Annotated in this window: 17 protein-coding genes; 14 read left to right on the forward strand and 3 right to left on the reverse strand. The window is 38.3% G+C overall.

Annotation, left to right across the window (positions count from 1 at the left end; all coding sequences use genetic code 11):
* The first annotated feature begins 18 nt into the window (after window positions 1-18).
* From rpsK to OK414_RS00710, 12 genes are all read left to right on the forward strand, one after another.
* The gene (rpsK, locus tag OK414_RS00655) at window positions 19-408 is read left to right on the forward strand and encodes a 30S ribosomal protein S11 (RefSeq protein WP_028412666.1); all 390 of its coding nucleotides are present in this window, start codon (window positions 19-21) and stop codon (window positions 406-408) included.
* A 180-nt stretch (window positions 409-588) separates the two neighbouring features.
* Window positions 589-1,533 (forward strand): DNA-directed RNA polymerase subunit alpha, encoded by a 945-nt coding sequence (locus tag OK414_RS00660; RefSeq protein WP_013054952.1) that lies wholly within the window; start codon window positions 589-591, stop codon window positions 1,531-1,533.
* 44 nt (window positions 1,534-1,577) lie between these two features.
* Window positions 1,578-1,940, forward strand: a complete 363-nt coding sequence (gene rplQ, locus OK414_RS00665; RefSeq protein WP_013054953.1) for a 50S ribosomal protein L17 — start codon at window positions 1,578-1,580, stop codon at window positions 1,938-1,940.
* A gap of 138 nt (window positions 1,941-2,078) precedes the next feature.
* Window positions 2,079-2,918: an energy-coupling factor ABC transporter ATP-binding protein gene (locus OK414_RS00670; protein WP_013054954.1), complete on the forward strand. Its 840-nt coding sequence runs from the start codon at window positions 2,079-2,081 to the stop codon at window positions 2,916-2,918.
* Window positions 2,894-3,763, forward strand: coding sequence for an energy-coupling factor ABC transporter ATP-binding protein (locus OK414_RS00675; RefSeq protein ID WP_013081379.1), 870 nt, complete (start codon window positions 2,894-2,896; stop codon window positions 3,761-3,763). The genes OK414_RS00670 and OK414_RS00675 overlap by 25 nt, the downstream gene beginning before the upstream one ends.
* The gene (locus OK414_RS00680; protein WP_016762726.1) at window positions 3,760-4,557 is read left to right on the forward strand and encodes an energy-coupling factor transporter transmembrane component T family protein; all 798 of its coding nucleotides are present in this window, start codon (window positions 3,760-3,762) and stop codon (window positions 4,555-4,557) included. The genes OK414_RS00675 and OK414_RS00680 overlap by 4 nt, the downstream gene beginning before the upstream one ends.
* Before the next feature lie 18 nt (window positions 4,558-4,575).
* The gene (truA, locus tag OK414_RS00685) at window positions 4,576-5,316 is read left to right on the forward strand and encodes a tRNA pseudouridine(38-40) synthase TruA (RefSeq protein WP_013054957.1); all 741 of its coding nucleotides are present in this window, start codon (window positions 4,576-4,578) and stop codon (window positions 5,314-5,316) included.
* 156 nt (window positions 5,317-5,472) lie between these two features.
* Window positions 5,473-5,910, forward strand: coding sequence for a 50S ribosomal protein L13 (gene rplM / locus OK414_RS00690; protein ID WP_013081381.1), 438 nt, complete (start codon window positions 5,473-5,475; stop codon window positions 5,908-5,910).
* A 22-nt stretch (window positions 5,911-5,932) separates the two neighbouring features.
* Window positions 5,933-6,325, forward strand: a complete 393-nt coding sequence (gene rpsI / locus OK414_RS00695; protein ID WP_013054959.1) for a 30S ribosomal protein S9 — start codon at window positions 5,933-5,935, stop codon at window positions 6,323-6,325.
* A 108-nt stretch (window positions 6,326-6,433) separates the two neighbouring features.
* Complete coding sequence (locus OK414_RS00700) at window positions 6,434-6,859, forward strand: DUF2521 family protein (RefSeq protein ID WP_013081382.1); 426 nt, start codon at window positions 6,434-6,436, stop codon at window positions 6,857-6,859.
* Between the two features lie 70 nt (window positions 6,860-6,929).
* Window positions 6,930-7,637, forward strand: coding sequence for an N-acetylmuramoyl-L-alanine amidase CwlD (gene cwlD / locus OK414_RS00705; protein WP_034654901.1), 708 nt, complete (start codon window positions 6,930-6,932; stop codon window positions 7,635-7,637).
* Between the two features lie 90 nt (window positions 7,638-7,727).
* Window positions 7,728-8,801 (forward strand): Mrp/NBP35 family ATP-binding protein, encoded by a 1,074-nt coding sequence (locus OK414_RS00710; RefSeq protein ID WP_034654900.1) that lies wholly within the window; start codon window positions 7,728-7,730, stop codon window positions 8,799-8,801.
* Window positions 8,802-8,839: 38 nt separating this feature from the next.
* Here the strand turns inward: OK414_RS00710 and OK414_RS00715 are convergent, their stop codons facing one another.
* A complete protein-coding gene (locus OK414_RS00715) occupies window positions 8,840-9,748 on the reverse strand; it encodes a LysR family transcriptional regulator (RefSeq protein WP_013081385.1) in 909 nt (302 codons plus the stop codon).
* A gap of 187 nt (window positions 9,749-9,935) precedes the next feature.
* Complete coding sequence (gerD, locus tag OK414_RS00720; protein WP_013054964.1) at window positions 9,936-10,565, reverse strand: spore germination lipoprotein GerD; 630 nt, start codon at window positions 10,563-10,565, stop codon at window positions 9,936-9,938.
* Window positions 10,566-10,710: 145 nt separating this feature from the next.
* On the opposite strand from gerD, the gene OK414_RS00725 reads away from it, so the two are divergent.
* Window positions 10,711-11,331 (forward strand): KinB-signaling pathway activation protein, encoded by a 621-nt coding sequence (locus tag OK414_RS00725; RefSeq protein WP_263046082.1) that lies wholly within the window; start codon window positions 10,711-10,713, stop codon window positions 11,329-11,331.
* Between the two features lie 44 nt (window positions 11,332-11,375).
* On the opposite strand, the gene pdaB is transcribed toward OK414_RS00725, so the two are convergent.
* On the reverse strand, window positions 11,376-12,140 hold the full coding sequence (gene pdaB, locus OK414_RS00730) for a polysaccharide deacetylase family sporulation protein PdaB (protein ID WP_047932539.1): 765 nt from the start codon (window positions 12,138-12,140) through the stop codon (window positions 11,376-11,378).
* Window positions 12,141-12,276: 136 nt separating this feature from the next.
* On the opposite strand from pdaB, the gene OK414_RS00735 reads away from it, so the two are divergent.
* The gene (locus OK414_RS00735) at window positions 12,277-12,477 is read left to right on the forward strand and encodes a hypothetical protein (protein ID WP_016762731.1); all 201 of its coding nucleotides are present in this window, start codon (window positions 12,277-12,279) and stop codon (window positions 12,475-12,477) included.
* The last annotated feature ends 167 nt before the right edge of the window (window positions 12,478-12,644 follow it).

Genomic DNA, 12,644 nt, shown 5'->3' on the forward strand with positions numbered 1-12,644 from the left:
AAGGGAGGTCATTAACAGATGGCACGTAAAACTAATACACGTAAACGTCGCGTGAAAAAGAATATTGAAGCTGGTGTAGCTCATATTCGCTCAACGTTTAACAACACTATTGTAACAATTACAGATGTTCACGGTAATGCGATTGCTTGGTCTAGTGCAGGCGCACTTGGCTTCAGAGGTTCTCGTAAATCTACTCCATTTGCTGCGCAAATGGCTGCTGAAGCTGCTGCAAAAGTTTCTATGGATAACGGAATGAAAACTCTTGAAGTTACAGTTAAAGGCCCTGGTGCTGGTCGTGAAGCAGCTATCCGTGCTCTTCAAGCTGCAGGTTTAGAAGTAACAGCTATTAGAGATGTTACTCCTGTACCTCACAACGGATGCCGCCCACCAAAACGTCGTCGTGTATAATTAATATGTATAGATTCTATTTCGTTGTCTATAATGATGATGGTGTAGAATTTATTCATGCAACGAAATGTTTTCCATTTGTTGTGCACATTCGGGAACTGTCTAATAGGGAATTTCGGTTAGGCATTTGAGAAATCAGCCGTCTAGCCGAGGTTTCGACGTTTTGAAGGAGGGTTTATATTGATAGAGATTGAAAAGCCAAAAATCGAAACGGTAGAAATCAGCGATGATAGAAAGTACGGTAAATTCGTCGTCGAACCACTTGAGCGTGGATATGGTACTACTTTGGGTAACTCCTTACGTCGTATCCTATTATCCTCACTCCCTGGTGCAGCTGTAACATCTATTCAAATTGAAGGTGTATTACATGAATTTTCAACAGTTCCTGGAGTTGTTGAAGATGTAACAAACATCATTTTAAACGTTAAAAAGTTAGCGTTAAAGATTTACTCTGATGAAGAGAAAACACTTGAGATCGATGTTAAAGGTCCTGGTACAGTAACGGCTGCTGACATTCAAGCAGACAGCGATATCGAAGTTCTAAATCCGGATCTTCATATTGCAACACTTGAGTCAGATGCTCATTTCCGTATGAGACTTACTGCTCGCACAGGTCGAGGTTATAATCCTGCCGATGCTAACAAGCGTGAAGACCAACCAATTGGTGTACTTCCAATTGATTCAATCTATACGCCTGTTACTCGCGTATCGTATTATGTAGAGAATACTCGTGTTGGTCAAATGACAAATTACGATAAGTTAACGTTGGATGTTTGGACTGACGGTAGCATTGAGCCAGAAAAAGCTGTTGCTTTAGGTGCAAAGATTCTAACTGAACACTTAAATATCTTCGTTAACTTAACAGATGAAGCTCAAAAAGCAGAGATTATGGTAGAAAAAGAAGAAGACCAGAAAGAAAAAGTTCTAGAGATGACGATCGAGGAACTGGATTTATCTGTTCGTTCTTACAACTGCTTAAAACGAGCAGGCATCAATACTGTACAAGAGCTTGCTAATAAAACAGAAGAAGATATGATGAAAGTTCGTAACTTAGGCCGTAAATCTTTAGAAGAAGTTAAAGCTAAACTTGAAGAATTAGGTTTGGGTCTACGTAAGGACGACTGATTATATCTACCTGTTTAACTACTTAACAAAGGAGGGGACCTCACATGTCTTACCGTAAATTAGGTCGTACAAGCGCACAACGCAAGGCGCTTCTTCGTGATTTAACAACTGATTTAATCATCAGTGAACGCATTGAGACAACTGAAGCTCGTGCAAAAGAATTACGTTCAACTGTTGAAAAAATGATTACTTTAGGTAAACGTGGAGATCTACACGCTCGTCGTCAAGCTGCATCTTACATCCGTAATGAAGTAGCTAACGAAGAAGCTGGTCAAAGCGCTTTACAAAAACTATTCAGCGATATTGCTACTCGCTACGAAGATCGCCAAGGCGGTTACACTCGTATCTTAAAAGTTGGACCTCGCCGTGGTGACGGTGCTCCAATGGTTATCATTGAATTAGTTTAATATTTTTAATACAGATAGAAAAGGGCGAGACAGTGTGTAACTAGTCGTTGCCCTTTTTTTATACCTAAAACCGGGTAAATAGCGTAAAAAATCAATGTAGGTAATGCTGCAATAGAAAAAGCTGAGAGGAAGATAGCGTTGAAAGAAATGTCTTTAGAGGTAAAAGATTTATGCTTTCGATACGATCCTGAAGCAGACCTAACATTAGATCACCTTTCTCTCTCTGCTTATAAAGGTGAATGGTTAGCGATAGCTGGACATAATGGATCTGGTAAGTCGACGCTGGCACGAATTCTAAACGGCCTTTTGCTACCTGAAAAAGGAACGGTTCGAGTGGGCGATACTCTTTTATCTGAAGAAACAATATGGGATGTGCGCAAGCAGATTGGAATGGTGTTTCAAAATCCAGATAATCAATTTGTTGGCTCAACCGTTCAAGACGATATTGCGTTTGGGCTTGAAAACAACGGGATTCCATTTGAGATTATGGAAAAACGTATACCTGAAGCAATCGAAATGGTCAATATGAGTGCTTTTCTGGATCAAGAGCCTCATCAGCTATCAGGTGGACAAAAACAGCGTGTGGCCATTGCGGGTATAATTGCCGTACAGCCATCTGTCATCATTCTAGATGAAGCAACATCTATGTTAGATCCTATTGGGCGAACTGAAGTACTTGAAACTGTTAGAAAATTAAAAGAAGAAAAACAACTGACGGTTATTTCAATTACTCACGATTTAGATGAAGTAGCAATGGCTGACAGAGTCGTTGTGATGAACAAAGGGAAGATCTATGCAACAGGTACTCCACGCGAAGTATTTGCATTAGGTTCCAAGTTAACGGATATTGGACTAGACTTGCCGTTTTCCGTTAAACTAAGCCATCGTTTTGCTTCCGTAGGAATTCCTTTATCAAAAATTCATTTAACAGATGAGGACTTGGTGGACGAACTATGGACATTATATTCAAAGAAGTAGAGCACCGTTATCAAGTTAATACACCATTTGAACGAATTGCTCTACATGACTTAAATTTAAACATTCAATCAGGTACATTTTTGGCTGTTATTGGCCATACTGGTTCTGGGAAATCAACAATCATACAGCATCTGAATGCCTTATTGAAGCCAACTGCTGGTGAAATTCAAATCGGTGAGCGCACCATTAAAGCCAATCGAAAAGAAAAGAATTTAAAAGCTATTCGGCAGCAAGTAGGCGTGGTGTTTCAATTTCCAGAACATCAGCTTTTTGAAGAAACGGTGGAAAAAGATATAGCTTTTGGACCAATGAATTATGGCGTTTCGGAAGAAGAAGCAAAGCAAAAAGCAAGAGAGCTTATCAAGTTAGTAGGGTTGCCAGAAGACATTCTCGCCAGATCTCCTTTTGATTTGAGTGGTGGACAAATGCGTCGTGTAGCGATAGCAGGTATTCTAGCGATGAATCCTAATGTGCTAATTTTAGATGAGCCAACTGCTGGATTGGACCCTAGAGGGCGTCAAGAAATTATGAATATGATTTATCGTCTTCATAAAGAAAAAGGCTTGACGACGATTCTCGTGACTCACAGCATGGAAGATGCAGCTATGTACGCAGATGAGCTAATTGTGATGAATAAGGGAACGATTGCGATGAAAGGGTCACCTAGAGAAGTATTTGGTCAGCATACGCAGTTAAAAGAATATGGATTGGATGTTCCAGAATCGCTTCGCTTTATGCTGAAGCTGCAAGAGAAATTTCAGCTTGAAGCATCGGATACGGTTATTACCTTTTCTGAGGTGGTAGAGAAAGTGCAGCACCTTATGCAGCAAGGTGAACGATTATGATGAACTCAATCATTATTGGTAAGTATGTGCCGGGTCATTCGGTTGTCCATCGAATGGATCCTCGGGCCAAGCTGCTTCTCGTATTTGCGTATGTATTAATTGTGTTTTTAGCAAATAACCCTATTGGCTATGCTTTTTTAGGTGTGTATACCCTCATGATAGTGGCCATGAGTAAAGTGCCCGTTTCGTTTATTTTAAGAGGGTTAAAGCCCGTTATGTTTATTATTATCATCACGTTTCTATTGCACATTTTTATGACAAAGGAAGGTCCTCTTTTGTTTGAATGGGGATGGTTTTCTGTCTATAAAGGCGGCCTTATTCAAGGTGTTTTAATTTCCTTGCGCTTCTTGTTCTTAATTTTAATTACGACGATGCTAACTTTAACGACTACGCCTATTGAAGTAACAGATGGAATGGAAAGCTTGCTGAATCCATTTAAAAAGCTTAAGCTTCCCGTACACGAATTAGCTTTAATGATGTCCATTTCTCTTCGCTTTATTCCTACATTGATGGAAGAGACAGATAAAATTATTAAAGCGCAGACAGCACGAGGAGTGGACTTTAGCAGCGGCCCCGTTACGGATCGTTTGAAAGCTGTCGTTCCTTTACTTGTTCCTCTATTTATAGGTTCATTTAAGCGTGCTGAAGAGCTGGCTATTGCCATGGAGGCAAGGGGTTATAAAGGCGGAGAAGGGCGTACAAAGTATCGTCAATTGAAATGGGGAAGCATAGATACAATTATGCTTTTACTTCTGCTGGCAGTAGCAGTTGTTTTAGTGCTGATTAGAACGTAAAGATTGTTTGGTGAAAAGATGAAACGTTTAAAATGTATAGTTGCATACGATGGCACACACTTTTCAGGTTATCAAGTTCAGCCCAATAAGCGAACTGTTCAACTGGAGATTGAAGCCGTTTTAGAGAAAATGCATAACAAAAAAGTGCCGATTTACGCCTCTGGACGAACGGACACAAATGTTCATGCACAGGGGCAAGTCATTCATTTTGATACAAACCTAAATATTCCATGTGATAAGTGGAAAAAAGCATTGAATTCAATGCTACCAGATGATATTGTAATGAAGAATGTATGTGAAGTTGATGCACATTTTCACGCCCGGTATGACGTTACTTCAAAAGAGTATCGCTATCATATTTTGCGCGGCGAAGATCGAAATCCTTTCACTCGTTCTTATGCATACCATTACCCTTATCCATTAGACTACTCAAAAATGAAAAAAGCCATCACATATTTACTCGGTACACACGACTTTACAAGCTTTTGTTCAGCGAGAACAGAAGTGGAAGATAAGATTCGTACGATTTACAAGATTGATATGTATGAAGAGAATAGTCAGCTTGTGTTTAGATTCGTTGGAAGTGGCTTTCTGTATAATATGGTTCGTATTCTTGTTGGAACGCTTTTAGAAGTAGGACAAGGCCGTATTGAACCAGATGCTATAAAAGATATTCTAGAAAGCAAATCACGTCCTCGTGCAGGGAAAACTGCGCCTTCGCAAGGACTATATTTATGGCGCGTTTTCTATGACAACTAAACCTGGTGTAACATTTTCTTGACATTAGTAGCTTAAAGATATAATATATCATATGGTATGTATTTTAACCCCACGGTTAGCCCCGGAAATTAATCGTGTTGAAATAGAAGGTTGAAATAATTTTATAATTGATGATGAAAATTAGGAGGGAAACTCATGCGTACAACTTTCATGGCGAAAGCAAACGAAGTAGAGCGTAAATGGTATGTTGTCGATGCTGAAGGTAAAACTTTAGGTCGTTTAGCAAGTGAAGTAGCATCAATCTTACGCGGTAAACATAAACCAACTTTTACACCACATGTTGATACTGGTGATCACGTGATCCTTATCAATGCGTCAAAAATCGAACTAACAGGTAAGAAATTAACTGATAAAATTTATTACCGTCACAGCATGCACCCAGGTGGTTTGAAACAACGTACAGCATTAGAAATGCGTACTAACTACTCTGAGAAAATGCTTGAATTAGGAATCAAAGGCATGCTTCCAAAAGGTAGCCTAGGCCGTCAAATGTTCAAAAAATTACATGTGTATGCTGGTGAAGCACATCCACATGAAGCACAAAAACCAGAAGTTTACGAACTTCGCGGATAATTAATAAGAGGAGGTTATTATCTTGGCACAGGTACAATATTACGGAACTGGTCGTCGTAAAAGCTCTGTTGCTCGTGTACGTTTAGTACCAGGTAACGGTCGCGTAACAATCAACGGTCGTGAAATCGAAGAATACATTCCATTTGCTGCACTACGTGAAGTAGTAAAACAACCACTTGCTTTAACTGAAACTGTAGGTAACTATGACGTATTTGTAAACGTTAATGGTGGAGGTTATGCAGGTCAAGCTGGCGCTATTCGTCACGGAATCTCTCGTGCTTTATTAGAAGCAGACCCTGAATACCGTGGAACATTAAAACGTGCTGGTCTATTAACTCGTGACGCTCGTGCGAAAGAACGTAAAAAATACGGTCTTAAAGGCGCTCGTCGTGCACCACAATTCTCAAAACGTTAATTTTATATTACGTTTCAAGCCTTGGTCTTTGGACCGAGGCTTTTTTTATTTGTTGTTTGCGTATGAGACGAAGGCTTGTGCAGACAATATGTAAAAAAGGGAGGCGTTATGGTGAACGAGGTTACATATTTAAAAGAAAAACGTTATGAAAAAGAAATGAAATATGAACGCAAAGTCCTAAGAGAACTGTCGTTTGATTTGCTTCAAGAGAGGCTGCGTCGTTATTTTCATCCCATGTTTCAGTGGAATATGCTAGGAGACGAACATGTGGAGGAGTACTGTCTTGATATTGCCATCGAATCATTTTTATTAGGTGCCCGGGTGAGTAAACGTGGTAAAGGCTACGAAGACTTTCAGAAGCACAGTAAGCAAGAAGAGTCTCTTTTAATTGATACATTGTACGGAGCCGTCAGCATGTCTGTAACAGATCTTTATCAAGACGGTCTGTATTATTTGTGTCAAGGATATGTGCAAGACTGGTGGAAAGAAGGTTATCGTACCGCAGAAAAAAGACGTCGGTTACGTTTGCATTAAAAAGTACTCATAATTCCCGTTCTTGTCCCATATAGAAATAAATAGGTGAGGCAAGAAGGGAAGGGATAAAATGTCTAAAGTAAAAATAATGAGCACAATTATAGCGCTTCTCGTTCTTTTTGTCATTGTACAATATCAGATAGATCATAGAACATCATCCGGTTCGCTTTCACTCCCTCTTAGCGGGAAAGTTATTGTACTAGATCCTGGACATGGCGGTGTTGATGGAGGAGCCGTAGGAGAGGATGAAGTGCTTGAAAAAGAAATAACTCTTAAAATTTCGTTGATGCTTCGGGACTATCTGCAAGAGCAAGGAGCACTTGTTATTATGACGAGAGAAAAAGACGAAGACCTAGCGGCCAAAGACACAAGAGGATACAGTCGCAGAAAAGTAGAGGACTTAAAAAATCGCTTAACGATGATTAATAAATCCAATGCTGATTTGTACTTAAGTATTCATTTGAATGCTATTCCATCCTCTGCATGGAGAGGGGCTCAAACTTTCTATTACGGGTCCCTAAAAGAAAACGAGCAAGTGGCTAAACTCATTCAACAAGAGTTAAGAAATAATCTGGATAATACGAGTCGTGAAGCAAAAGCTATTCAAACTCTTTACCTTCTTAAGCATTCTAAGCCACCAGGTGCTCTGGTTGAAGTAGGATTCTTATCAAATCCTACAGAACGTAAAATGCTTCAATCGAAACGCTATCAAAAAAAGTTAGCTGAATCCATTTATGAAGGAGTCAGCCGGTATTTTACTGGAGAAAAGCCTAAATAAAAAGCATAGCATCCTTCTATTCAGAAAAATCTAATATGTATGATATACTTGATAGTATAAATAAATAGATTTTAACATGGTGGTGGGAGTATGCTAACGGAAAAGCAAGTAAAAGAAGTAGTAGGGGAAATTACAGATCCATTTTTAAATAAAAAACTATCAGAAACAGATGCGATTAAAGAAATAACAATTAAATCTGAAAAACAGCATATAAGCCTGAAGATTGCTGTTGCAAAAACAGGTACTAGTGAACAGCTGAGCCTTCAAGGCACAATTGTAGAAGAATTAAAAAAAGCAGGTGTACAGTCGGTCGGACTGCGATTTGTTGAGTTTACGCCTGAAGAACTTCAGCAGTACCGCGCTGAGCAACCGAATACTGGCAACTTACTAACTAGTCCGAATGCACCTGAATTTATTGCTATTGCCAGCGGTAAAGGAGGCGTTGGTAAATCAACAGTCTCTGTTAACTTGGCCGTTTCTCTAGCTCGTTTAGGAAAGAAAGTTGGTTTAATTGATGCTGACATTTATGGATTCAGCGTTCCAGATATGATGGGAATCACACAGCGTCCTGTAGTAGAAGGTGAAAAGATTATTCCAGTTGACCGTTTCGGAGTAAAAGTTATTTCCATGGGCTTCTTTGTAGAAGATAATTCACCTGTTATCTGGCGAGGACCTATGCTTGGAAAAATGTTGACAAGCTTTTTTACAGAAGTTGAATGGGGAGAATTAGATTATCTTTTACTAGACTTACCTCCCGGAACAGGTGATGTCGCATTAGACGTTCACTCTATGCTTCCTGCTTGTAAAGAAGTGATTATTACAACACCACATCCTACAGCGGCATTTGTTGCAGCTAGAGCGGGTGCTATGGCTTTGAAAACCGATCATGAGGTAATTGGAGTTGTAGAAAATATGGCCTACTTTGAAAGCCAGCTAACAGGGGAAAAAGAGTATGTATTTGGTAAAGGCGGAGGTCCAAAACTTGCTGAGGAACTTCAGACAGAGCTGTTAGGACAGCTTCCGTTAAGTCAGCCTGACTGGAATGAAGAAGATTTTGCACCTTCCATTTACGATGAATCGCATCGTTTAGGTAAAATATATGGAGAGATTGCAAGCAAGATTGCATTTATTTGCGAAAATGAAAAAGCAGCAACAGGAAAATAACAAAAAGCACGCGCTGTTCGAGCGCGTGCTTTTTGCTATTATACAGAGAGTTCAATCTGCGCCTTTTTTAAATCAAATGCAAGGTTTTGTTTTAAGAGAGCTAAAAATGTTTTTCCAGCTGTACTTACGGTGTGAGACTGGTGCTTTAAAATGCCGATTGCAGGCCCCTCATGCAAGTCATGAATCGTTTTAACCACCACTTGATCTGGCGGAAGAGTTGCGCTTATTTGTGGAACAACGGCTACTCCTAAGTTTTCTTTTACAAAATGCTGAAGTGTGCTAATAGTGCCTAACTGTACTTTAGCAGGCAGTTGGCCTGTTCGTTCAAAGATTAGCTGCTCAATTTTCTTTTGAACGGAAGATTGCCCAGCTGTAATTAGCGTTTCGTGTATTAAATCTTTTGCAAAGATTGTTTTTCTTTTTGTTAGAGCATGATTGAATGGTAGTAGCAGCACAAGTTTTTCCGTTAGTAATGCTTCAAATTCTATATCTCTGAACGATTCTGAGACAGTGCCAATCGCGAAATCAATTTCTTGATTGCGTATATGTTGATGAAGATGCTTTTCGTCTGCAACGAGTAAGCTAATTTCTGTGTTGGGATATCTTTTTTTAAATAATGAGAGAATGGAAGGCAGTCGACTGCTTGCTGTAGGCTCTGCAGCACCTATACGGATAGTGCCAGCTTCACCTGTTGAATAATCCTTTAAGGTGTTATTTAGATATTCATATTCCTTTAGTAAAATATTTGCCCGTTCGTAAAAGATTTTACCTGCTTCAGTAAGTTTTATGCTTTTTCCTCGTTCTAAAAGCTTAAATCCTAGTTCGGATTCCAACTTTTGAATGTGCAGTGTAATAGTAGGCTGAGAGTACTTTAAATATTCAGCGGCTAATTGAAAACTTCCTAAACGAACAATGGTTTGAAACGTTTTAATAACGCGAAATTCCATCGAATTCCCTCCTTTTGCTATAAAACGATTGTGTTAATTTCTAATATTTTACCATAAAGCTAAGAATTAAAGTTTACAATTCCAATAAAAATACTAAGTATTAAAAAAAATAAAGAAGTTATTTAGGCTTTTTAATAAAAATAAATGACATAATTAAATACGCACCTCATATGAGATGCGTATTTAATCACTGCTGTTGCTGTTCTCCGCCTGAATCAGATCCAGAGGAAGAAGAACCACCATCGTCGCTGCTTTGTTTTTGTCCACCTTGTGTTTCTTCAGCGGCTTTCAAAAGAATGTCTTGAATTTTAGATTGATAAAGAGGGCTATCAAACGTTTCGGTCATAATCTTTTGTAAATAAGTGCGATATTCTTTACTCTTTAAAACAGTCAGTACTTCTTTTTCCATAGCCGGATCCTTTAAAACATCTTGAAGCATTCCTTGATATTCAGGATCTTTCATCAGTTGTTTGATGACCGTCTTATTTTCTTTTTCCAAACTTTTAGCAAAGCTTTCAGCAAACTTCGGATCATCCATGGCTTTTTTCCAAAATTCCACGCCTTTATCTGAGACTAGGGTTTGAGAAATTGTATCTTTTATCGCGTTTTGATCCATTAAAATATCTTGTCTAACAGAAGGGTCTTTCATAATTGCCTCGACTGCTTTTTTTCCTTCATCTGTTTTTAAAATATCAACAACCATTTTCTTTGTTTGATCATAATCCATACCATTGTTCTCTTCATCTTGCGGTGCACAGGCTGTAGCTAAAAGCATACACATTCCTATATAAATGAGGAGCATGAGTCGCTTTTTCATAGTAATGGGCTCCTTTCCGAATATGCTTACGCTTAATATGAGATAATCAAGGTTTTTTATTCATAAAAGAGCTCTAGATTTTTCAAAACGTGATTGGTACAATTTATGAAAAGGTACAATTTTGTAAGTTATGGGGGAGATGGAAGTGAATAGTCGAAATTGGGTTCGTCTATTTCTAACCACGTTAGCTGCCGGGGGTATAAGTACAGCTTTTGTTGGGTTTGCGGTGCGCTGGGGGGAATACGGTCACTTATTTCAACAAGGAAAGATAGGAGAAATTGTTGCTGTTTTAACATGGCTCGTAGGCGTAGGGTTTATTTTTAGTTTAATTAGCCAAATGGGGTTTTTTGCATATTTAACTATTCACCGATTTGGATTAGGAATTTTTAAATCTGCATCACTTTGGAAGTCGGTTCAAATTGTATTTGTTTTATTTGTATTATTTGACGTTGCTTATTTTCGTTATAAGTTCTTTCAACAACCGGGAGAAGGCATAGGCAAGTATATTTTGTTAAGCGTTTTCTTGTTAGCGGTGGGGTTGTTAGTGGCGTATGCAAAGAAAAAGCAGACAAATAAAGAGGCCTTTGTACCAGCGCTGTTTTTTATGATTGTTGTAACGACAATTGAATGGTTCCCAGCGCTGCGAACGAACGAAGAAAGCTGGCTTTACCTTATGTTGTTTCCACTTCTAATTTGTAATATGTATCAACTTCTTATTTTGCCGAAACTTCTTACGCACGCAAGAATAGCAAAAGCAGACAAATAGCATATTTGTCTGCTTTTGCTTTCCATACACAGTGCGAATAAATCTTAGCGGATATCTTTTACTTGGGTTTTTGAATTTGAAATTAATGTTGAAACACTTACGTTTGAGACTTTTTTATTTTGTAATGAATTCTTGATATATGGAATAGCCTTTGCTGTTTGTTGAGCGGAGTCAGACGCGTGCAGCAAGATAATATCTCCCCCGTCTAAAGGCTTTGTAACATTCGATACAATCTTTTCAACTCCTGGATTTGTCCAGTCTTTAGAGTCGATGCTCCAGTGAACAATAGTATATCCTATATCTGCTGTTAATTTTAAGATGTCTTTATTAAATTGCCCGTTAGGAGGACGAAGAAGGTGAACATCTTTAAGGCCTAGAGAATCAAAGACTTTCTTTGATTTTGCAAGATCCTGTCTAATCTCATTAGGTTTTAGGCTTGTATAGGAAGTATAGTCATAGCCCATTGTGCCAATTTCGTGCCCGTCTTTCTTAATGAGCTCTACAACATCTGGATGACGTTCAGCCCATGAAGCAGATAAAAAGAAAGTAGCATGTTCAATATGCTGTTTTTTCAGTTCATTTAGAATAGGAATAGCTCTTTCGTCTCCCCAGCTGATGTTAAATGTAAGAGCAATTTCGGAATTTTTATCATCCGCCTTATAAACAGCTCGTGGACCGTTATCTGTTGAAAACACAGGAAAGTGAAACGTCTGTTGAGCATAAAGAAAAAAGCTTGTAAAAAAAGCAGCAACTACGATAAGCATTGTTTGTTTGATTCTTTTGGCTCGAATAGTATAAAACATATTCATTTTGTCACCTCATTTAATAAGTAGTACTTGTCTAATTTGTATGCGTTTTGTCTACAATTAATAACAGGTAAGGAAAAGAACGACTGATTTTATTTTGATGTTTTGAGAATCAATGTCGCAAAAAGCAGGTGAATCAATGAAAATTTGTTTATTTAATCAACTGGAGTGTTTAGAGTTAGAAGCACTGCTCAGAGAAGAAATGAAAAGAACAAACGTTGCTTTTCAACAAAGTTTGAATCATGTAGTTCTTGAACGAAACATTCAAGAGAAGTATCAAATCCTTTTAAAAATCTTGCTAAGATTCGGTGAAAACAGGGAAGTAAATAAGATTTTTTGATAAAACGAAAAAAACTTTTTGAAAAGTGTTGACTTTATATAGTACAGATGTTAAATTATTAAATGTCGCTGATGAGTGATTGGGAAGCAATCGCAATTCATCAGAAATAAAATATTAAAAAGTTGTTGACAAATAAAAGACAACTTGTTAATATAAAAAAGTCGCTC

It is taken from the genome of Priestia sp. JV24 (assembly GCF_025910025.1).
GTDB classification, from domain to species: domain Bacteria; phylum Bacillota; class Bacilli; order Bacillales; family Bacillaceae_H; genus Priestia; species Priestia megaterium.